General features: G+C 51.0%; 16 protein-coding genes. 12 read left to right on the plus strand and 4 right to left on the minus strand.

All coding sequences use genetic code 11. The annotated features are described in order from the left end of the window. The first annotated feature begins 80 nt into the window (after window positions 1-80). The 5 genes from gyrA to OGX90_RS08385 all read left to right on the plus strand — a co-directional run bounded on the left by gyrA (window position 81) and on the right by OGX90_RS08385 (window position 6,033). Entirely contained in the window at window positions 81-2,720 is a 2,640-nt protein-coding gene (gene gyrA / locus OGX90_RS08365; RefSeq protein WP_286623521.1) for a DNA topoisomerase (ATP-hydrolyzing) subunit A, read from the plus strand. A 358-nt stretch (window positions 2,721-3,078) separates the two neighbouring features. Then, window positions 3,079-3,600 carry a PTS glucitol/sorbitol transporter subunit IIC gene (gene srlA / locus OGX90_RS08370; RefSeq protein WP_006683705.1) on the plus strand — a complete coding sequence of 174 codons (522 nt, stop codon included), beginning with the start codon at window positions 3,079-3,081 and terminating at the stop codon, window positions 3,598-3,600. A gap of 9 nt (window positions 3,601-3,609) precedes the next feature. Further along, the gene (locus OGX90_RS08375; protein ID WP_048224679.1) at window positions 3,610-4,008 is read left to right on the plus strand and encodes a PTS glucitol/sorbitol transporter subunit IIA; all 399 of its coding nucleotides are present in this window, start codon (window positions 3,610-3,612) and stop codon (window positions 4,006-4,008) included. After that, window positions 3,989-5,005 (plus strand): PTS glucitol/sorbitol transporter subunit IIB, encoded by a 1,017-nt coding sequence (gene srlE / locus OGX90_RS08380; protein ID WP_048234863.1) that lies wholly within the window; start codon window positions 3,989-3,991, stop codon window positions 5,003-5,005. The genes OGX90_RS08375 and srlE overlap by 20 nt, the downstream gene beginning before the upstream one ends. An 11-nt stretch (window positions 5,006-5,016) precedes the next feature. Beyond that, on the plus strand, window positions 5,017-6,033 hold the full coding sequence (locus OGX90_RS08385; protein WP_048224675.1) for a Gfo/Idh/MocA family protein: 1,017 nt from the start codon (window positions 5,017-5,019) through the stop codon (window positions 6,031-6,033). Between the two features lie 93 nt (window positions 6,034-6,126). Here the strand turns inward: OGX90_RS08385 and OGX90_RS08390 are convergent, their stop codons facing one another. Further along, window positions 6,127-6,882: a MurR/RpiR family transcriptional regulator gene (locus tag OGX90_RS08390; RefSeq protein ID WP_048224672.1), complete on the minus strand. Its 756-nt coding sequence runs from the start codon at window positions 6,880-6,882 to the stop codon at window positions 6,127-6,129. A 368-nt stretch (window positions 6,883-7,250) separates the two neighbouring features. On the opposite strand from OGX90_RS08390, the gene rcsC reads away from it, so the two are divergent. Continuing rightward, entirely contained in the window at window positions 7,251-10,097 is a 2,847-nt protein-coding gene (gene rcsC / locus OGX90_RS08395; RefSeq protein WP_286623524.1) for a two-component system sensor histidine kinase RcsC, read from the plus strand. Between the two features lie 118 nt (window positions 10,098-10,215). Here rcsC and rcsB read toward each other — a convergent pair whose 3' ends face one another. After that, window positions 10,216-10,866, minus strand: a complete 651-nt coding sequence (gene rcsB, locus OGX90_RS08400) for a response regulator transcription factor RcsB (RefSeq protein ID WP_003027592.1) — start codon at window positions 10,864-10,866, stop codon at window positions 10,216-10,218. A 16-nt stretch (window positions 10,867-10,882) separates the two neighbouring features. After that, window positions 10,883-13,552, minus strand: coding sequence for a phosphotransferase RcsD (gene rcsD / locus OGX90_RS08405; protein ID WP_060683514.1), 2,670 nt, complete (start codon window positions 13,550-13,552; stop codon window positions 10,883-10,885). Window positions 13,553-14,289: 737 nt separating this feature from the next. Here rcsD and OGX90_RS08410 point away from each other — a divergent pair. The 6 genes from OGX90_RS08410 to mgtE all read left to right on the plus strand — a co-directional run bounded on the left by OGX90_RS08410 (window position 14,290) and on the right by mgtE (window position 21,628). Continuing rightward, the gene (locus tag OGX90_RS08410) at window positions 14,290-15,405 is read left to right on the plus strand and encodes a porin OmpC (protein ID WP_048215883.1); all 1,116 of its coding nucleotides are present in this window, start codon (window positions 14,290-14,292) and stop codon (window positions 15,403-15,405) included. Between the two features lie 114 nt (window positions 15,406-15,519). Further along, window positions 15,520-16,572 carry an FAD:protein FMN transferase ApbE gene (gene apbE / locus OGX90_RS08415; RefSeq protein WP_286623526.1) on the plus strand — a complete coding sequence of 351 codons (1,053 nt, stop codon included), beginning with the start codon at window positions 15,520-15,522 and terminating at the stop codon, window positions 16,570-16,572. Between the two features lie 79 nt (window positions 16,573-16,651). After that, entirely contained in the window at window positions 16,652-17,716 is a 1,065-nt protein-coding gene (gene ada, locus OGX90_RS08420) for a bifunctional DNA-binding transcriptional regulator/O6-methylguanine-DNA methyltransferase Ada (RefSeq protein WP_250671952.1), read from the plus strand. Continuing rightward, the gene (gene alkB, locus OGX90_RS08425; protein ID WP_079934555.1) at window positions 17,716-18,366 is read left to right on the plus strand and encodes a DNA oxidative demethylase AlkB; all 651 of its coding nucleotides are present in this window, start codon (window positions 17,716-17,718) and stop codon (window positions 18,364-18,366) included. Before ada ends, alkB begins: the two co-directional genes overlap by 1 nt. Window positions 18,367-18,441: 75 nt before the next feature. Continuing rightward, window positions 18,442-20,085, plus strand: coding sequence for a multidrug ABC transporter permease/ATP-binding protein (locus OGX90_RS08430; protein ID WP_003834645.1), 1,644 nt, complete (start codon window positions 18,442-18,444; stop codon window positions 20,083-20,085). Between the two features lie 106 nt (window positions 20,086-20,191). Then, a complete protein-coding gene (gene mgtE, locus OGX90_RS08435; protein ID WP_008785304.1) occupies window positions 20,192-21,628 on the plus strand; it encodes a magnesium transporter in 1,437 nt (478 codons plus the stop codon). On the opposite strand, the gene OGX90_RS08440 is transcribed toward mgtE, so the two are convergent. Next, entirely contained in the window at window positions 21,591-22,838 is a 1,248-nt protein-coding gene (locus OGX90_RS08440; RefSeq protein WP_079934599.1) for a SulP family inorganic anion transporter, read from the minus strand. The genes mgtE and OGX90_RS08440 overlap by 38 nt on opposite strands. Window positions 22,839-22,849 lie beyond the last annotated feature (11 nt).

Consider the following 22,849-nt stretch of genomic DNA (forward strand, 5'->3'; position numbering starts at 1 on the left):
ATCCATTTACCTGAATCTGCACGGATGTGTTATAATTTGCGACCTTTGAATCCGGGATACAGTAGAGGGATAGCGGTTAGATGAGCGACCTTGCGAGAGAAATTACACCGGTCAACATTGAGGAAGAGCTGAAGAGCTCCTATCTGGATTATGCGATGTCGGTCATTGTTGGCCGTGCGCTGCCGGACGTCCGAGATGGCCTGAAACCGGTTCACCGTCGCGTACTTTACGCCATGAACGTATTGGGCAACGACTGGAATAAAGCCTATAAAAAATCTGCCCGTGTCGTTGGTGACGTAATCGGTAAATACCACCCTCATGGTGATACCGCCGTTTACGACACCATTGTTCGTATGGCGCAGCCATTCTCCTTGCGCTACATGCTGGTAGATGGTCAGGGTAACTTTGGTTCTGTCGATGGCGACTCCGCAGCGGAGATGCGTTATACGGAAATCCGTATGTCGAAAATCGCCCATGAGCTGATGGCTGACCTGGAAAAAGAAACGGTTGATTTCGTCGACAACTATGACGGCACCGAACAAATTCCTGACGTCATGCCGACCAAAATTCCTAACCTGCTGGTGAACGGTTCGTCCGGTATCGCGGTAGGTATGGCGACCAACATTCCGCCGCACAACCTGACTGAAGTGATCAACGGCTGTCTGGCATATATTGACGATGAAGACATCAGCATTGAAGGGCTGATGGAACATATTCCGGGTCCGGACTTCCCGACTGCCGCGATCATCAACGGTCGTCGTGGTATCGAAGAAGCCTACCGTACCGGTCGTGGCAAAGTGTACATTCGCGCACGCGCGGAAGTCGAAGCGGATGCCAAAACAGGTCGTGAAACCATCATCGTTCACGAAATTCCGTATCAGGTAAACAAAGCGCGCCTGATTGAGAAAATCGCCGAGCTGGTAAAAGACAAACGCGTTGAAGGCATCAGCGCGCTGCGTGACGAGTCTGACAAAGACGGTATGCGCATCGTGATTGAAGTGAAACGCGATGCGGTCGGGGAAGTGGTTCTGAACAATCTCTATTCCCAGACCCAACTGCAGGTTTCCTTCGGTATCAACATGGTTGCATTGCACCATGGCCAGCCGAAGATCATGAACCTGAAAGATATTATTGCCGCGTTCGTACGTCACCGCCGTGAAGTCGTAACCCGTCGTACTATCTTTGAACTGCGTAAAGCCCGCGACCGTGCGCACATCCTTGAAGCGCTGGCGATTGCGCTGGCGAACATCGATCCGATCATCGAACTGATCCGCCGCGCGCCGACCCCGGCTGAAGCGAAAGCTGCGCTGGTTGCGCGTTCGTGGGAACTGGGCAACGTTTCCGCCATGCTGGAACGTGCCGGTGATGACGCCGCGCGTCCTGAATGGCTGGAGCCGGAATTTGGCGTGCGTGACGGTCAGTACTATCTGACTGAACAGCAAGCCCAGGCTATTCTGGATCTGCGTTTGCAGAAACTGACCGGCCTTGAGCACGAAAAACTGCTCGACGAATACAAAGAGCTGCTGGAACAGATCGCTGAACTGCTGCACATTCTGGGCAGCGCCGATCGTCTGATGGAAGTTATCCGTGAAGAGATGGAGCTGATTCGTGAACAGTTCGGTGACGCTCGTCGTACCGAAATCACCGCGAACAGCGCTGACATCAACATCGAAGATCTGATTAGCCAGGAAGATGTAGTCGTAACCTTGTCTCATCAGGGGTACGTGAAATATCAGCCGTTAACCGATTACGAAGCGCAGCGTCGTGGCGGTAAAGGTAAATCAGCAGCACGCATTAAAGAAGAAGACTTTATTGACCGCCTGCTGGTGGCCAACACCCATGACACGATCCTCTGCTTCTCCAGCCGTGGTCGTTTGTACTGGATGAAGGTCTATCAGTTGCCGGAAGCAAGCCGTGGCGCACGTGGACGTCCAATCGTCAACCTGTTGCCGCTGGAAGCTAACGAACGTATTACCGCAATTCTGCCAGTACGTGAGTACGAAGAGGGCGTGAACGTCTTCATGGCAACCGCCAGCGGTACCGTGAAGAAAACGGCGCTGACCGAGTTCAGCCGTCCGCGTTCAGCCGGTATTATTGCGGTTAACCTGAACGAAGGCGACGAACTGATTGGTGTAGATCTGACATCCGGCAGTGACGAAGTCATGTTGTTCTCTGCGGCAGGTAAAGTGGTGCGCTTTAAAGAAGATGCTGTTCGTGCAATGGGTCGTACCGCGACCGGTGTACGCGGTATCAAGCTGGCGGAAAAAGATAGCGTGGTATCGCTGATCGTTCCGCGCGGTGAAGGTGCGATCCTGACCGTTACTCAGAACGGTTACGGTAAACGTACGGCGGCGGAAGAGTATCCGACCAAGTCTCGTGCGACCCAGGGCGTAATCTCCATCAAGGTTACCGAGCGCAACGGTTCCGTTGTTGGCGCAGTGCAAGTTGAAGATACCGACCAGATCATGATGATCACCGACGCAGGTACGTTGGTACGTACTCGCGTGTCGGAAATCAGCGTGGTAGGGCGTAATACCCAGGGTGTGATCCTTATCCGTACTGCGGAAGATGAAAACGTCGTGGGTCTGCAACGCGTTGCTGAACCGGTTGATGATGAAGAGCTCGACTCCATCGACGGAAGTGCCGCTGAGGGCGACGAGGATATCGCGCCTGAAGCGGAAAGCGATGACGATGTAGCAGCGGATGACGCTGACGAGTAATTAAACATTGTAGTACTGTGCACAAGGGAGGCTTTGCCTCCCTTTTTTACGTCCTGAATAATCCCTTACCCATCAGCTCATTATCTTTTTCTAACCGTCCACCCGCTTCTTGTATAAAAATACAAAAATAAATGAATAATTATAACTCTGTGAGAGTGCTCACTGTTTGTTCACTCTTTTACCGCTAACTTTTCTCTGCCCAATAAAAGATTTTTTAACATCCGCTATGAACAGGAGACCTGCAAACTATTTAAGAAAAAGCACCTGAAGTGTGAAAGAAAAATGCGTTGGCTGCCTCAGTCTGTCAGTTCATCTCTGACGGATGAATATACTTTTACCTCGGCGTTGGGAGTTAACTATGATAGTTGAAATTGCGGAAGGCTTTATCCATCTTTTTCAGAGTGCAGGGAAGATATTCTCTGGGATGATCGTCAGTACCATTCCGATGTTGATAACATTAATTCTGACGGTTAATTTCATTATGAAGTTAATAGGTCAACAGCGAATGGAAAAAGTCGCGACCCTGATGGGGAAATCAAAAATATTAACATACGGAATATTGCCCAGTTTTGCCTGGTTCTTCCTTAGCAGCCCCGGCGCGCTGACAATGGGTAAGTTCCTGCCTGAACGGTGTAAGCCCGCTTATCAGGATGCACTGGGCAGTACCGTACATCCACTGACCTCGCTGTTTCCCCACATCGTACCATCGGAACTCTTTATCTGGCTGGGAGTGGCGGCGGGGATTACCCGACTCGACCTTCCTGTTGCCGACTTGGCATTGCGTTATATCGCTGCAGGTATTCTGCTTGGATTTATCCGCGGTTTTCTTACCGAATATATCTTCACAAGGTTGGAAAAACGCGAACTTAATCAGGAATAAGGAAAGACAATGAAAGTGCTATTTTCGGCTGATGTCGTAAAAGCTGGAAAGAAAGTAGAAGAAGGGCTGCTTAATGGCATGCTCATAACGTTTAACGATCGCGCACCGGAAGATTATCTCGATTATGTGCTGGTTATAAAGAATATTGTTTTTGATAGCGCACCGTTACAAAAAACAGCGAACTATGTTTTACAGATTAATAACCAGATATGGAATATCACCTGCTGGGGAGATGCTGCGTGGCAAAATCTATGTGAGCTGGGTCATATTACAGTGGTATTTGACGGGGCAGAAAAGCCAATTGCCTATGGTTCATTACACGTTAAAAGCGGTTTCTCGCCTTCCGTTAATGAATTAACGGGCCCATTGACAATAATGAGGAAAACCAATGAAAACCGTGCTGATTAAAAAAGGTCATTCAGGAATTGGCGATGACATGTATTTATCTCGCGATACCAGCAAAGTAATCTTGTCGCTCACCGGGAAAAGCATTGACCCTATTGCAAAAAAACTGGGTGAAATGCTCGAGATGCCGGTGGTTAACGGCTTTGATGCAATGCCAGATGATAAGAAAATCCTCTGCGTGGTGATCAACTGCGGTGGTTCATTGCGCTGCGGCATCTACCCGCAAAAAAGAATCAAGACCATCAACATCCTCCCTACCGGCGCGATGGGACCGCTGGCGAAGTATATCACTGAGGATATCTATATTTCTGATGTCAGCAGCGAATCGCTATCGTTGATTGAAACGCTTAACCAACCGGTCAATGCACACGAAGAGGTTAATCTTGCTGAACCTTTGCCCGCAGGTGATGCTTCGGCGGTTGTCAGCCGCCAGGTTGACACAAAACCACGCGGTTCAGCAACCAACACTGCGCTGGAGTTGATGACCCGATTTGCTACGAGTATCGGTAATTTTGTCAGCCTGCTGTATACCTCTGCGCGTGAGTCGGTTGAGCTGTGCATTAAAAACGTTATCCCGTTTATGGCTTTTATCTCTGTGTTAATTGCTTTGGTGCAGGAAACGGCAATTGGTCAGTGGACCGGGAATGCGCTATCACCGCTTGCCGGGTCGTTAACTGGCTTGTTTGTCATCGCGATTATCTGCGGCTTACCGTTTATCTCACCCATTCTGGCTCCTGGCGCGGCCATAGCACAGGTTGTGGGTGTGTTGGTGGGAACATTAATCGGTAGCGGAGTGGTTTCTCCACTGATGGCGTTGCCGGCACTGTTCGCGATAAATGTTCAGGTAGGGGCCGATTTTATTCCTGTCGGGCTTTCCATGCAGGAGGCGAAAGAGAAGACCATTCGTCTTGGCGTTCCTGCCTTCCTGTTATCACGAATGATTACCGCTCCTCTGGCGGTGGCTATCGGCTATCTGTTTTCTTTTGGTTTGTTTAACTGAGGAATCATGTAATGAATAAAATCAATGCCGCGGTGGTTGGCGCGGGAATTTATGGCAAACACCATATCAATGCTTACCACTATAATCCGTGGGTGAATCTGGTCGGGTTTTGCGAAATCAACCCGGACATTCGGGCCAGCGTAGCTCAGGAGTTTCATATTCCCGGCTTTGCATCGCTGGCAGAACTGTTTGCCGCTACGCAAGTTGATCTGGTATCGATAGCCACCCCGGATCCTTTCCACTTTGATGCAACAATTGAGTCCATTACCGCTGGAAAACATGTGCTGATTGAAAAGCCGATGGCAACAACGTCGGCGGAATGTCGGGAGATTATCCGTTGCGCTACAGAGTATGGGGTGAAAATTGGTGTTGATTACCACAAGCGTTGGGACGGAATGGCGCAACATATTCATCATGAGCTATTGAAGCCTGAAACCGGTCAGGTACTACGTGGCTATATGAGCATGGATGACATCATCGATGTGCCAAAAAACTGGTTATCGTGGGCGAATGAAAGCTCACCCGTCCATTTTCTCGGCACTCACTGTTTCGATTTAATTCGATACTATATGAACGGTGCCAACGCAGTGAGCGTCTATGCGATAGGGCAGAAAAAGAAACTGGTTGCTGAAGGTATCGACTCCTGGGACACCATTCAGTCTTTTGTTACGTTTGAAAATGGTGCGCAATGGACGGTGGAGGTGGGATGGTGTCTGCCCTCTACGTTCCCCAAAGCAAATGATGGTCGTAGTTTTGTTATTACTGAAAATAACTATTATCGAGCAGATGCGCAGTTGCGCGGCTATGAAATGTTTACACCACAACGTAGCGCGACACCAAATTATAACTTTATCAATTATGTTAATAACAAGGCCAGCGGATACGGAATTCAGCCAATACATGATTTTGTGGAGCATATATTATTTGATACACCTTATCTGGCAACAGCAGAAGACGGCTTACAGGCTACGTTAATTTGCGAGGCAGTACATCATTCACTATCAACAGGAAATATTGTGCACTTGTAATTAATCTTTTTTTACGTCTCATAAGTATTTTTCTTTGACTTAAATTTCTATGATTAAAGTAGGGTGTCTTATTCCCCCCAACCCTGCCAATGATCATCGCTTATGGGGCGTCTTTTCATTATTCATATTCAGATAACAATATTGCAGGGCATGAAAGAAAAGCGTATGCAGTGACATTTTCAATGCGGCAAAACTCAGAGGACTGACGCTGGATTGAGGAGTGTACAGGGTCACATCGGCAAGCGATGTGCCGCTCTGGTGGCAGGCGACAGCCAGCGAGGCAGCCTCATGCTCGCGAATCAATGTAATCAACTGGTTATCCGGTTCATCTTTGGGACCCGGTAGCAAGATTACGGAATCACAATCTGTCAGGCTGTTGGCTAACAGCGAATCGGCATTTTGATACTCAACGGGAATACAGACCTTACCAATATCACTGTAGTCCTGAATGATATTACTGAGTAAAGAGCCTAGTTCCCGGGAGTGACAAAAATAAAGGTTGCGGCTGGAGCTGATAATTTCAAAGAAAGTATTAATTGCTGCTGGGTTATTATTGTTGATAAATTCACTGAGAATAACATTGTTCTTTGTTGCCTGTGCTGGAAGCAGCACTGCAGGTTCACTGCGTAGACATTTAATTAAATCATATTTAAAAGAAGTAAAACCGGTATAACCGAGCGCTTGAGCAAAACGAACAATAGAAGGTTGGCTGGTCTGAGTCTTTTTTGAAATTGCTGTCGATGTCAGTTTTTCTGCGCCTGATAATGTAGCCAGAATGTAACGACTAATAGTTTGTTCCGTGTGTGAGCCAGTTTTCACCAGTAACTGAAGTTGTTCGATAATGTTCATTGAGGTCCCTCGGTTTTGTTTATTATGACATATACACTTTTTCCTTCAAGTTACCTCTGTGTTGCCTGGCGAGTGGTTAACGTGAAGAGGATTGACGGCGCTTCCCCCGCATAACGTTGAGCAGGGCAAGCAGCAAAGCGTTTTTTCTCATTTTCAGATAAGACTGCTTAACGGCCTGTGATTTCTACGCTATAAACATGTGGAATTATCGACACAATGACCATTTGGTTGTGTAAATATTGCGGGGTTAAGACAAGGGTTTCAGAGCGGTGTATCATATTCCCGTAAAGAGAGGGCATTGCGACGCCGGACATTTACCGCTACCTTAACCACACTCTATTAATGCCCTGAGGCGGAGCTTCGCCCCTTTGAAATACCTTGCTTCCGTTCATTCAACCCTAAAAGTTTCACGCTACCTGTTCAGAGCGTTGGCGCTCGTTATCTGGTGTCTGATTGCGTTCGCCTCCGTGTTCTACATTGTGAATGCGCTGCATCAGCGAGAGTCTGAGATCCATCAGGAGCTTAATCTCAGCTCCGATCAGGCCCAGCGCTACATTCAGCGCACATCTGATGTCATTAAAGAGCTGAAATATATTGCCGAAAATCGCTTAACGGCGGAAAACGGCGTGATGTCGCTGCGGGCGCGAGATGATAAAACCGTCGTGCCAAATTTTGAGCCGCTGTTTGCCGACTCCGACTGTTCTGTCATGGGCAACGCCTGGCGAGGCTCTCTGGAATCACTGGCATGGTTTATGCGCTACTGGCGCGACAACTTTTCCGCCGCCTATGATTTAAATCGAGTGTTCCTGATCGGCAGCGACAACCTCTGTATGGCCAATTTCGGCTTGCGTGATATGCCCGTCGAACGTGACGAGGCCCTGAAGGCGTTGCATGAGCGCATTATTAAGTATCGCAATGCTACGCAAGACGAAAACGGCAACAACTTGTTCTGGATCAGCCAGGGGCCACGTCCGGGAGTAGGGTATTTCTATGCGCTGACGCCGGTTTACCTCGCCAATCGCCTTCAGGCGCTGTTGGGCGTAGAGCAGCCTATTCGTATGGAGAATTTCTTCACGCCGGGCAGTTTACCGATGGGCGTGACCATCCTCGACGAAAATGGGCATGCGCTGATTTCGCTCACTGGCCCTGAAGGGAATATTAAGGCTGAGCCCCACTGGATGCAGGAACGCTCCTGGTTTGGTTACACGCCGGGTTTCCGCGAGCTGGTATTGAAGAAGAATCTGCCTCCGTCCTCCCTGAGCATCGTGTACTCCGTTCCGGTCGATCTGGTGCTGGAGCGGATCCGCATGATGATCCTGAACGCTATCTTGTTGAACGTGCTGGTTGGCGCGGCATTGTTTATGCTCACGCGCATGTATGAACGGCGCATTTTTATTCCAGCGGAAAGCGATGCTCAGCGGCTGGAAGAACATGAGCAGTTTAACCGTAAAATCGTAGCTTCTGCGCCGGTGGGTATTTGTATTCTGCGCACGATGGATGGGATTAACATCCTGAGTAACGAACTGGCGCACACCTATCTGAATATGCTGACGCATGAAGACCGTCAGCGGTTAACGCAAATTATTTGCGGCCAACAGGTCAATTTTGTTGATGTGCTAACCAGCAACAATACCAATCTGCAAATCAGCTTTGTGCACTCGCGCTATCGCAATGAAAATGTGGCAATTTGTGTCCTGGTTGATGTCAGTGCGCGCGTTAAAATGGAAGAGTCGTTGCAGGAGATGGCGCAGGCGGCGGAACAGGCCAGCCAGTCCAAATCGATGTTCCTTGCGACGGTGAGCCATGAGCTACGTACACCGTTGTATGGCATTATCGGAAACCTTGATTTGTTGCAAACCAAAGAGTTACCGAGTGGGGTGGATCGTCTGGTAACGGCGATGAATAACTCTTCCAGCCTGCTGCTGAAAATTATCAGCGATATTCTCGACTTCTCAAAAATTGAATCTGAACAGCTGAAGATTGAGCCGCGAGAGTTTTCACCGCGTGAAGTCATGAACCATATTACGGCTAACTATTTGCCGCTGGTGGTCCGCAAGCAGTTGGGGTTGTACTGCTTTATCGACCCGGATGTGCCCGTGGCGCTGAATGGCGATCCGATGCGTTTACAACAGGTGATTTCTAATCTGCTGAGTAACGCAATCAAGTTTACCGATACCGGTTGTATTGTGCTGCACGTGCAGTGCAGCGGCGACTACCTGAGCATTCGAGTGCGTGATACCGGTGTAGGGATCCCTGCCAAAGAGGTGGTCCGGTTGTTCGATCCTTTCTTCCAGGTGGGGACTGGCGTACAGCGTAATTTCCAGGGAACGGGACTCGGTTTGGCGATTTGTGAAAAACTGATCAGCATGATGGATGGGGATATTTCCGTCGATTCCGAGCCGGGAATGGGGAGTCAGTTTACGCTGCGTATTCCGCTTTATGGCGCACAGTATCCGCTGAAAAAGGGTGTAGAAGGATTGGCTGGCACGCGTTGCTGGCTGGCAGTACGCAATGCGTCACTGTACCAATTTCTCGAATCCAGCCTGACGCGTAACGGGATGACGGTGCTGCGATATGAGGGACAACAGCCCGATGCGGATGACCTGCTGGTGGCTGACGATGTGTTAGAACAGGCCTGGCAGGGACGGGCAGCGGTAATTTTCTGCCGCCGCCATATTGGCATTCCGCTGGAACGAGAGCCTAGAGAATGGGTACACAGCGTTGCGTCACCGCACGAACTGCCCGCGCTGTTGGCACATATCTATAGCGTAGAGCTGGGGAGTGAAGATCTCTCCACGGCGTTGCCAGCCCCGGATAAAGCCGGTGCGACGAACGATGACATGATGATCCTGGTTGTTGACGATCACCCTATCAACCGGCGCTTACTGGCCGATCAGCTGGGATCGTTGGGATATCAGTGTAAAACGGCGAATGACGGTGTGGATGCGCTCAATGTACTCAGCAAAAACCATATCGATATCGTGCTGAGTGACGTCAACATGCCAAATATGGATGGTTATCGCCTAACGCAGCGTATCCGCCAGCTAGGGTTGACGCTGCCTGTTGTGGGGGTAACGGCAAACGCGCTTGCCGAAGAGAAGCAGCGTTGTCTGGAATCAGGTATGGATAGCTGTCTGTCCAAGCCGGTGACCTTAGACGTATTGAAGCAAACGCTGGCGGTCTATGCGGAAAGAGTGAGAAAAACGCGGGGATAGGGGATAAAAGCGCCGGATGGCGGCGTTAGTCTTACCTGGCCTACGAAACGTGCACGATGCTGTGTGTTCGTAGGCCTGATAAACGCAGCGCCATCAGGCATTTTGACGTGATAAAGAATTATTCTTTGTCTGACGGACTCAGCGTCACGGAGGAGAGGTAATTCAGCAGTGCGATATCGTTTTCCACACCGAGCTTCATCATTGCCGATTTTTTCTGGCTACTGATGGTTTTAATGCTGCGGTTGAGCTTTTTGGCGATCTCAGTAACCAGGAAACCTTCGGCAAACAAGCGCAGAACTTCACTCTCTTTCGGTGACAGACGTTTGTCGCCATAGCCGCTGGCGCTGATTTTCTCCAGCAGACGAGACACGCTTTCCGGGGTAAATTTCTTACCTTTCTGCAGCGCGGCCAGCGCTTTTGGCAGGTCGGTTGGCGCGCCTTGCTTCAGTACGATCCCTTCGATATCGAGATCCAGTACCGCGCTCAGGATAGCCGGATTGTTGTTCATGGTCAGAACGATAATCGACAGGCTCGGGAAATGACGCTTGATATATTTAATTAACGTGATCCCATCACCGTATTTATCTCCCGGCATGGAGAGGTCGGTAATCAACACATGCGCATCCAACTTAGGCAAATTGTTGATCAGTGCAGTGGAGTCTTCAAATTCGCCGACAACATTTACCCACTCGATTTGCTCAAGTGATTTACGAATACCGAACAGTACAATCGGGTGGTCATCGGCAATAATTACGTTCATAGTGTTCATGTATTGGGCTACCTTGCTACAGCAAGCTCTTGACGTAAACGTCAATGTCGCTGATGTATTTTTCTATACCTGGAGCATCTTTCTCTTGGATAAGATGTTCCAGCGCTTCACATAACTGCTTGCCGGGTACCAGATTAAGCATGGCAAACACGCCTTTCAGGCGATGGGCCGTTTGGGCTAATGCAGCGAAATCGCTGATAGCCGCCTCAGTATACAACCTCTTAACATCATCCGGTACTGTGTCTACAAAGAGTGCGTAGTAACCACTGGCATGAAGTTCGGCGTTTTCATCTCCGCCGAGGGGGAGTTCCTGGAACTCTTCTTGTGCCAGCTGCTCTTCAATCAGCTCAAGGACAGCTTCCTGCATAGCATTGCTCATATTAAAGTTGACGCGCAGCTGACCGGGGCCAATTTTCCGTACGCCAGACTCATCATCGCTTAAAAGCAAGCCCGAGGCAGTAAGATTAGACGGATTATCTGTTAAAAAGAGATCATATTCTTGACTATTCAACCGTTCATCAGGCGTGATGCAGGTTGCCCCCCAGTTTTCCAGCTGACGTAATACAATGCTCCGTACGTCATTTGAGGTGACATCAACCATTACGCAGACGTCATCCAACAGGCGCTCTTCACTATCAGCATGTTGATCGTGCAGCGGCATTTTAACATGGACGATGTAACGTGTTCCAAGTTCTTCCCGTGCTTTAATATTCAGGTGTCCGCCAAGCTTGCGGGCTAACTGATCGCACAGCCAGAACGTCAGCGGGTTGGCTTTGCCATACCGATCGCCCTGCGTGTCATTAATGAATGGGAAATGGAGATTATCAACTTCATTTAATGTGACGCCTTCCCCGGTATCCAGAATGCGGAAGGTCAGGCGTTCGGCCTCTGACTCATCCTGGTCGACTTCCAGCGTGATTTTACCAATCTGCGTGGTGGTTACCGCATATTGGATCAACAGCAGCAAAATACGGCGCAAGGCATCGCGATCGCCACGGCGTTCGTCATGGGCGCTTAAGTGATTTTTAATCAGCAGTTGCAGCCCTTTACGCTTAATGGCCGGCAGAACCTCCGGAACCACGTCGTCAATTAATGCCTGCACGGAAAACAGTGTGGATTCACCTTTCCAGGCATCGTTCTCCAGCAGGTTGGCTAGCTGGATTTCGTCCACCATGCGCACCAGAACGTCGGCCTGATTGGCCAGTTTCTGGCTGTCTGGTGTATTGAGCGCGGCGGCATTAGCAGCCAGCGTTTTCGCGGGGTCTTTCAGCGCGCTGCCAATATTCTGCATAAAGGCCGCACGGGCCTGCTGGTTTTTCTCATACAGCCGCTGCGCTTGTTTCAGCTTCTTATTGACCAGCACCTCGCGGTCCTGGTCACGAATGATAAAGATCTGCGTTCTCGGGGAGATTTGGCTGCGAAACAGTCTGATCTCATACAGTTCATTATTGATGGTGGCCTGAATCACTCCCTGATGCTGCTCTGCCATATTGGTAATGTTTTGCAGATTTAAATGCGGCAGCAGGTGGTCGGCAATTTTATTGCTGATAACCGTGCGGTTTGCTTCCTGATCGTGTACCAGTAGTCCCAGCGGCAGAAGGGAAACAATCTCTTCATTGATTGCGCGCAGAACACGCAGCTCATTATTTGCCGCAAGGTTTGGCGCCACTTCAGTCGAACGGGCAGGGAGGTGGCGAAAGGTGGTATAACCAAACAGCGCCAGGGCCAGCAATGCGATGTTCAATAACAGCGGCAGCAGAATGTTTTGCAGCGTATCCAGCAGCAAGGAACCGAATGGAACTTGCCATACCAGTCGCATATCCGTTGAATTCAGCGCTGAAGAGATTTCAATCTTGCCATTGTTGAAGCTGATACTGACGCTGTCTGGTGACTCTTTTTCAGTAACATGCTCGGTTGTTGAGGTGGCATCAGGTTCCAGATGGAAACCGTCCAACGGCATCCCGGGAGGGATCAGGTCATTAATGGGGAGGTCAAAGGCGACAACGGTGGCCAAATGCCCTGGCTGATTAAAGGTCGTGCGTAGCGTGAAGTAATGTCCGTTCTGCCAGACCTGGCGGCGCAAAGAAGAGAAGCTTTCACGCTCATCCAGCGCATTAGCCTGTTGCAGCATTTCAGCGCGTCGGGAATCGACAATATTCCCAATCGTCGATTCTTTAAAACCGGAGGTAAGATCTTTCAGTGGTAACGTTGAGATTAGGATCAGGCTGTTATCCTGACCATTCAGGTAATACATTGACCATGGGACATTCTCCGCGCCCCATAGAGTATCCAGATACGTTGAAATGCGCTGGGTCATTTCCAGTGTAGAACTGTCATGCGAGCCGAAAATCAGCGCTTCAGTCTTTCTGCGGGGTTTCTCAAGATAATAGATATCTTGTTTCAGACGCGTTTCCTGTAGCCCATCTGCGCCTGGCGAACTGGTTGTAGCGGCAATATTGTCATAGATTTGCCAGGTCACGTATCGCCAGGTATCGACCCTTTTATGAATGGCATGGGTAATATCGACAATCTGATAACTCTTATCCTTTAGCCAGGTGTTGACGGCGCTCTGGACCATAACACCCATCATCACCAACAGCACAACGATCAGTAATAAGAAGAAACGGGTAATACTTCCTGGTAACAGGGAGAATCGGGTGGAAACCGTTGTGTCAGACTGACTCATTCGTGTTTATGACCTGTTAAACGACGCGAAAGATGAAAGGGCAGTATAAAGGGTAATGTATGAATTACCACACTTACACCGCGCCGCCTGGCCTGCATTCTTTGCGCCTGATTTTGTTGCAGTCATGGCGGTGCAAAGGTGTACAGTGGATAAAGGTGGGTACAAATATTCGTACGGAATGTATACATTTAGCATTAAATAACAAGAAATTATTTATCAAACTTATATCTGATCGTGACGCCCGAGATAGTTAATAGTCGTTATAGTTTTTCATCGGTAGCACAGAAAGGTAAGCTTTGTGTAAAGAAGGGTAAAAAAAAACCGAACGCTGAGCATTCGGCTGAAATAGGGGTAAACAGACATTCATAAATGAATGACGGTAATAAATAAAGTTAATGATGATAGCGGGTCTATTTTAGTTGCGAGTGAAGATTTTGTTTTGTCATTCAGTGCTATAAGATATTTTTGTGTAATGTATTGATTTTAAATAAAATTGAAATGATTCTTGATTATTTGTGCTTATTTCGACTGTTTTTTGATTTTAAAAAAGTTCCCTTGTATTAACATTTAGAAACATCTATGCCGATAAATGAAACACCTTAAAAGTTTTAGTATCATATTCGTGTTGGATTATTCTGTGTTTTTGCGGAGAATGAAGTTGCCGACTGGTTAATGACCTTAATCAGTATGCAGTGGCATAAAAAAGCAATAAAGGCATATAACAGAGGGTTAATAACATGAAAGTTAAAGTACTGTCCCTCCTGGTACCAGCACTGCTGGTAGCAGGCGCAGCGAATGCGGCTGAAATTTATAACAAAGACGGCAACAAATTAGATCTGTACGGTAAAGTCGACGGTCTGCACTATTTCTCCGACAACAAAGGTGATGATGGTGACAAGACTTACATGCGTATCGGCTTCAAAGGCGAAACTCAGGTTAACGACCAACTGACCGGTTACGGCCAGTGGGAATACCAGATTCAGGGTAATGCGGCTGAAAGTGAAAACAACGCCTGGACGCGTGTGGCGTTTGCGGGTCTGAAATTCGCTGACGTAGGTTCTTTCGACTACGGTCGTAACTACGGCGTAGTTTACGACGTAACGTCCTGGACCGACGTCCTGCCAGAATTCGGCGGCGATACTTACGGTGCTGACAACTTCATGCAGCAGCGTGGTAACGGCTTCGCGACCTACCGTAACACCGACTTCTTCGGTTTGGTTGATGGCCTGAACTTTGCCATTCAGTATCAGGGTAAAAACGGTAGCGTAAGCGGCGAAGACGAGAACGGCAGAACGTTCACTGGCGTGACCAACAACGGTCGTGACGCGCTGCGTCAAAACGGCGACGGCGTTGGCGGATCTATCACTTATGATATCGGTGAAGGCTTCGCACTGGGTACTGCTGTCACCAGCTCCAAACGTACTGACGAGCAGAACCGTTTGAACTTCGGTACTGGCGACCGTGCTGAAACCTACACTGGTGGTCTGAAATACGACGCGAACAACGTGTACCTGGCAGCACAGTACACCCAGACCTACAACGCAACGCGTGCGGGCTCTCTGGGCTGGGCTAACAAAGCACAGAACTTCGAAGCTGTTGCGCAGTACCAGTTCGACTTCGGTCTGCGTCCGTCCGTGGCTTACCTGCAGTCCAAAGGTAAAGACCTGGGCCGCGGCTATGGCGACGAAGATATCCTGAAATATGTTGATGTTGGCGCGACCTACTACTTCAACAAAAACATGTCCACCTATGTTGATTACAAAATCAACCTGCTGGATGACAACCAGTTCACTCGTGATGCTGGCATCAGCACCGATGACATCGTAGCACTGGGCCTGGTTTACCAGTTCTAATCTACATTATGTCTATCAAAGGCCCTGCGGGGCCTTTTTTAATGCCGTTTTTTCGCCGTACAAACAACGATTTTTGGTGTACTCTTGCGCCCGTTCGCATGAGGATAATTACGTATGGAAATGAATTTTTATCGCGCAGCACTGCTGGCTGTGACGATCTTTTTTGTCGGGTGCGATGAGGCCCCGAAACCTGCTCAGACCACAACACCTGCCATCGTTCTGGAAGGTAAAACGATGGGCACTTTCTGGCGGGTCAGCGCGGTAGGCGTAGATGCCAAACGCGCCAGGGAACTGCAGGCCAAGATCCAGACCCAGCTTGATGCCGATGATCAACTGCTCTCCACCTATAAAAACGATTCTGCGTTAATGCGCTTTAACCTGTCGAAAAGTCTGTCGCCGTGGCCGGTTAACGACGCCATGGCGGATATCGTGACTTCGGCGCTACGCATTGGTGCAAAAACCGATGGGGCCATGGATATCACCGTGGGGCCGTTAGTCAACCTGTGGGGCTTTGGCCCGGATCAGCAGCCGTTGCATATTCCCACCCAAGCGCAAATTGACGCTGCAAAAGCGCAAACCGGGCTTTCTCATCTGAAAGTTGTGAATGAAGCGCATCAGAACTACCTGCAAAAAGACTTGCCGGATCTGTATGTTGATCTCTCGACCGTTGGTGAAGGGTACGCCGCCGATCATCTGGCTCGATTGATGGAGCAAGAGGGGATCTCCCGTTATCTGGTTTCCGTTGGTGGTGCGCTGAACAGCAGGGGAATGAATGCTGAAGGGCATCCGTGGCGAGTGGCAATCCAGAAACCCACCGATCGCGAAAACGCGGTGCAGGCGATTGTCGACATTAACGGGCACGGCATTAGCACCTCCGGCAGCTACCGGAACTATTATGAGCTGGACGGTAAGCGCCTTTCCCATGTTATCGATCCACAAACCGGTCGCCCGATCGAACATAATCTGGTGTCCGTAACGGTGATTGCGCCAACGGCGCTGGAAGCCGATGGCTGGGATACCGGATTGATGGTGCTCGGCCCGGAAAAGGCCAAAGAAGTCGTGCGTCGTGAAGGGCTGGCGGTCTATATGATTGTGAAAGAGGGTGAGGGGTTTAAAACCTGGATGTCGCCGCAGTTTAATAGCTTTCTGGTCAGCGAAAAAAATTAAAAAGCAAGATTGCGGGTTTTTATGCCCGACGATGGGGACACACTGAGGCTAAGCGCTATGCTTAACAAAGGAGTCCGAAATGAAAAATCGTTTACGCATCACTGACGATGACCGTTGGCAGTCCGTTGTGGATCGCGACGTTAACGCCGACGGTCAGTTTGTTTTTGCCGTCCAGACCACCGGTGTTTTCTGCCGTCCGTCCTGTCGGGCAAAACATGCGCTGCGCAAAAATGTCCGTTTTTTCGCCGATGCCCAGCAGGCACAGGATGCCGGGTTTCGCCCCTGTAAGCGCTGCCAGCCGGATAAAGACAGCGCGCAACAGCATCGGCTGGATAAAATTGCCCGCGCCTGTCAGTTGTTGGAGCAAGAGTCACCTCTTACGTTGGACGAGCTGGCACAGCAGGTGGCAATGAGCCCGTATCACTTGCATCGTCTGTTCAAAGCCACGACGGGCATGACCCCGAAAGTGTGGCAACAATCATGGCGTGCTCGCCGTCTGCGCGATGCCCTGGCGAAAGGTGTTTCGGTTACACAGGCGATTCTCAACGCCGGATTCCCCGACAGCAGCAGCTACTACCGCAAAGCCGATCAAGCATTAGGCATGACGGCAAAGCAATTTCGTAAAGGTGGCGATAACGTATCTGTACGCTATACCCTCGCAGATTGCGCTCTGGGTCGCTGTCTGGTGGCGGAAAGCGAGCGGGGTATCTGCGCGATCTTGCTTGGCGATGATGACGCTACGTTGGTTGCGGATCTTCATGCGCTGTTTCCCGCCGCGCAGGATGTACCTGCAGATGCCGATTTTCAGCAGCGCGTGCGCGAAGTGATCGTCGCGATCAACTCGCGTGACGCGTCGCTATCGCTACCCCTGGATATTCGGGGAACAGCCTTTCAGCAGCAGGTGTGGCAGGCGCTGTGCGCAATTCCGTGCGGTGAAACAGTGAGTTACCAACAGTTGGCCAGCGCCATCGGCAAACCGAAGGCGGTGCGCGCGGTGGCCAGTGCCTGTGGGGCCAACAAACTGGCGATTGTTATCCCGTGTCACCGGGTGATCCGTGGCGATGGCGCACTTTCGGGCTACCGATGGGGTATTGCGCGCAAGGCGCAGTTACTGCAACGGGAAACTACTGGCGAGGAAACATAATGCTCGATCTCTTTGCGGATGCTAAACCCTGGCAGGAACCGCTGGCGTCAGGTGCGGTTATTCTGCGACGTTTCGCTTTTGACTCCGCGCCCACTTTACTTCAGGCAATAGCGGCTGTCGCCAGACAGTCGCCGTTTCGCCAGATGGTGACGCCCGGCGGCTATACAATGTCGGTGGCGATGACCAACTGCGGCCATCTGGGCTGGACGACGGATCAGCATGGCTATCTTTATTCTCCGTTTGATCCACTCACCGGCACGCACTGGCCGCCGCTGCCGGATGCGTTCGCTGATCTGTGCCAACAGGCGGCGACGGCGGCGGGCTATGCTGATTTTCAACCCGATGCCTGCCTGATTAACCGCTACACGCCAGGGGCAAAACTGTCCTTACATCAGGATAAAGACGAGCCCGACCTGCGGGCGCCGATTGTCTCTGTATCGCTGGGGCTACCAGCCATCTTTCAATTTGGCGGATTGCACCGTAATGACCCTTTAAAGCGTTTGCTGCTGGAACATGGCGATGTCGTGGTGTGGGGCGGTAATTCGCGGCTGTTTTATCATGGGATCCAGCCGCTTAAAACAGGGTATCACCCATTAACCGGAGACTGTCGTTACAACCTGACGTTTCGTCTGGCTGGTAAAAAAGAATAAAAATAAGAATTATTATTGCTGTCGACGAAGAGATGTTTAAACTGCGGGCTGTTATTACTTGTCCGGGTTGTTTGCATGGAACTTTTACTTCTTGTCTGGCGGCAGTATCGCTGGCCATTTATCAGCGTGATGGCGCTCAGCCTCGCCAGCGCCGCGTTGGGGATTGGGCTGATTGCGTTTATCAACCAGCGCTTGATCGAAACGGTCGACACCACGCTGATGGTGCTACCGGAGTTTCTTGGCCTGCTGCTGTTGTTGATGGTTGTCACCCTCGGTTCTCAGCTGGCGTTGACCACGCTGGGTCACCACTTTGTCTACCGCCTGCGTAGCGAATTTATCAAACGAATTCTGGATACTCACGTCGAGCGTATTGAACAGCTTGGCAGCGCCTCGTTGCTGGCCGGTTTAACCAGTGATATCCGCAACATCACCATCGCCTTTGTTCGTCTGCCTGAGCTGGTGCAGGGGATTATCCTGACCATAGGATCGGCGGCGTATCTGGCGATGCTGTCGACCAAAATGCTACTGGTAACGGCAATCTGGATGGCAATCACCATCTGGGGCGGATTTGTGCTGGTGGCGCGGGTGTATAAACACATGGCCACCTTGCGCGAAACTGAAGACAAGTTGTACAACGATTATCAGACGGTGCTGGAAGGGCGCAAAGAGCTGACGCTTAACCGCGAGCGCGCCGAGCATATCTTTAATCAGATGTACGTCCCGGATGCCAAAGAGTATCGCCACCATATTATCCGTGCCGATACCTTCCACCTGAGCGCGGTTAACTGGTCGAACATTATGATGCTGGGTGCCATTGGCCTGGTGTTCTGGATGGCTAACAGTCTGGGATGGGCTGATACCGCCGTGGCAGCGACCTATTCTCTGACGCTGTTATTCCTGCGAACACCGTTGCTCTCTGCCGTTGGCGCGCTGCCGACACTGCTCACGGCACAGGTGGCGTTCAACAAGCTGAATAAATTCGCACTGGCACCTTTTAAGGCCGAATTCCCACGCCCAACCGCGTTTCCTAACTGGCAAACGCTGGAGCTGCGCAACGTGGTTTTCCACTATCAGGATAATGCGTTTTCCGTAGGGCCGGTGAATCTGACGATTCATCGCGGTGAACTGATCTTTCTGATTGGCGGTAACGGTAGCGGGAAATCTACGCTGGCGATGTTACTGACCGGTCTGTACCAGCCGCAGTCAGGCGAAATATTGCTTGATGGTAAGGCCGTTGCCGTTGAAAAACCGGAAGACTACCGCAAGCTCTTCTCCGCCGTGTTTACCGACGTCTGGCTGTTCGACAAACTGCTGGGGCCGGAAGGTAAAGAGGCTAATCCGCAGCTGGTCGCGAAGTGGCTGGAACATCTGAAGATGGGTCATAAGCTGGAGCTGAGCGATGGTCGTATCCTCAATCTGAAGCTGTCGAAAGGGCAGAAGAAACGCGTGGCGCTGCTGCTGGCCCTGGCGGAGGAGCGCGACATCATTCTGCTGGATGAATGGGCTGCCGATCAGGATCCCCATTTCCGCCGGGAGTTCTATCAGGTGCTATTGCCTTTGATGCAGGAAATGGGGAAAACCATTTTCGCCATCAGCCACGACGATCACTATTTTATTCACGCCGATCGTCTACTGGAAATGCGTAACGGACAGTTGAGTGAACTGTTGGGCGATGAACGTGACGCCGCCTCGCGCGACGCGGTGGCTCGCACAGCCTGATCCTTCAGTGCCGCCGGTTTTTTAGCCACCCGGCGGCACTGTTTATTGTTATTTACATAAATCGGCATCATGATTAATGATATTTCATATCATGGATTTATGATTAATGTCCGTAATAAACAAAAACAGCGCCAGACTGCGTGATGAAGAGCGTGCGCGCCTCATCTGGCTGCTGACCACTGATAAAGCCATTATATCAACGCTGTTGGGCAAGCTTACCCTGGCTGAGCAATATGACGTCGGTACGTTAGCCGACGATATTGCTGAGGTAGGGGCGCTGGTGGCCCACCTGCCACCGCCTGACCTCGCCGATACCCTTGAAGCTTTGCCCTCTGAAGAGCGCCACGCCCTGTGGCGACTGGTCGAAAATGAAAAGCGCGGTAACGTCTTGCTTGAGGCGTCTGAAAACGTCTGGGACGACCTGATCGATGAGATGAGCGACCGCGAGCTGCTGGATGCGCTGCAATATCTCGATATCGATGAACAGATTTACCTGGTGCAGCATTTGCCTCGTAACCTTACCGGTCGTCTGCTGGCGACGTTACCGGCAGAGGAGAGGACGCGCGTCCGCCAGGTGCTGCACTACGAGAAAAATAGCGTCGGCGCGATCATGGAGTTCGAAGTCATCACCGTGCGTCCGGACGTGACGCTGGAAGTGGTGCAACGCTATCTGCGGCGGCTGGGGAAAATGCCGGAGAACACCGATAAACTTTTCGTGACCGATCGCAATAAAGTGCTGGTTGGCGAACTGACGCTAACCTGCATTTTACTCAATGATGTGCAGCGAAAAGTCAGCGAGGTGATGGAAGATGACCCGCTCACCTTTTCTCCTGAAGATATCGCCGAAAACGCTGCGCGTACCTTCGAACGCGACAACCTGGTCAGCGCCGCGGTGGTTGACCCTTCCGGTAAACTGATGGGCCGTTTAACCATCGATGAGATTGTCGACGTTGTCTATGAAGAAACCGACACCGATCTGCGTCGAATGGGGGGCTTAAGCGCCGAAGAGGACGTGTTTGCGCCTGTTACCAAAGCGGTAAAAACCCGCTGGGCGTGGTTGGCCGTTAACCTCTGTACCGCCTTTATCGCCTCGCGGGTGATCGACGGTTTTGAACATACGATTTCGCAACTGGTGGCGCTGGCCTCGTTGATGCCGATTGTGGCGGGTATCGGCGGCAATACCGGGAATCAAACTATCACTATGATTGTCCGCGCGCTCGCGCTGCAAAATATTCAGCCGGGGAACCTGACGTTTCTCATCCTGCGCGAGATGGGCGTGGCGCTAATCAACGGCCTCGTGTGGGGCGGGATTATGGGGGGCATTACCTGGTGGCTGTATGATGATATGGCGCTCGGTGGTGTGATGACTCTGGCGATGATGCTCAATCTGCTGATGGCGGCGTTGATGGGGGTTATCATTCCGATGACGATGGTGAAGCTCGGGCGCGACCCGGCGGTCGGCTCGAGCGTCATGATAACCGCTATCACTGATACTGGTGGTTTCTTTATTTTTCTCGGTCTGGCAACGCTGTTTCTGATGTAGTCGCCCGTTTGCGTCTGACGATACGCGGTAGAATGAGCATCGTTATCACCCCGGCAACCACGCCAATCGCCAGGTTGCCGGTAGAAACCGTGGCAGCGACGGTCACCAGCATCACCAGCGTTTCAGTGACGGGGAGTTTCGTCAGCGTGGCGGGCTGGATGCTGTGCCAACTGAAGGTTTTTACCGCCACAATTACCATAATACCTGCCAGCACCGACATGGGTATTTCTGCCATCACTTCGCTTAACCCTGTGACTAACAGGAGTAATACCAGTCCGGCGGCAACCGTCGAGACGCGGCTGCGTCCTTTGCCCATCTCGACGTTAACGATGGTTTGACCAATCATCGCGCACCCGGCGATGCCGCCATAAAATCCGGCCAGAATATTGGCTATCCCCAGCCCGGCACTCTCGCGATTTTTATTCGACGGCGTCACCGTCAGGTCATCCACCAGACGGGCGGTTAACAGCGACTCCATCAAACCAACAAAAGCGATACTTAGCGCGCAGGGCCAGATAATCGCCAGCGTTTGCAGGTTGAGCGGAACCAACAACTGGGTGAAACCCGGCAGGCCGCCGCTCATTGAACCTTCATCACCGACGGTCGGTAACAGTTGCCCGCTGGTGACAGTGAACACGGTTAGCAGCACGATGGCGATAAGCGGTGCGGGAATTGCTTTAATAAACCGCGGAACCCACAGCACAATCAGCAGCGTCAGGACAAACAACCCCCAGATGAGCGGGCTTTTGCCCCAGAAATGCGGGACCTGGGCAAAGAAAATCAATATACCCAGCGCGTTAACAAAGCCGGTCATCACGGCCGTAGGGATGAATCGCATCAGACGTGCCATTCCCAATACACCAAACAGGATCTGAATCATCCCGGCCAGCACCACTGCAGGCAGGATGTATTGCACGCCGTGTTGATGCACCATCGGACCAATCACCAGCGCGACCGATCCTGCAGCGGCGGTAACCATTGCGGGACGACCGCCTAAAAAAGACATCGCCAGGCACAGTACGACGGAGGCGATCAAACTGACTTTAGGATCAACGCCTGCGATCACGGAAAACGAGATTACTTCCGGGATCAGCGCCAGGGCGGTTACCACACCGGCCAGCGTTTCGCGCACCAGCAGACGGGGTTGGCGGAGCACGGCACGGGTCGTGTGTTCCGAGACTGTGGCAGAGGAATGTTGAGTTGCAGACATAGTTACACTCA

This window comes from Citrobacter sp. Cpo012, from assembly GCF_030333015.1.
Lineage (GTDB): Bacteria > Pseudomonadota > Gammaproteobacteria > Enterobacterales > Enterobacteriaceae > Citrobacter > Citrobacter portucalensis.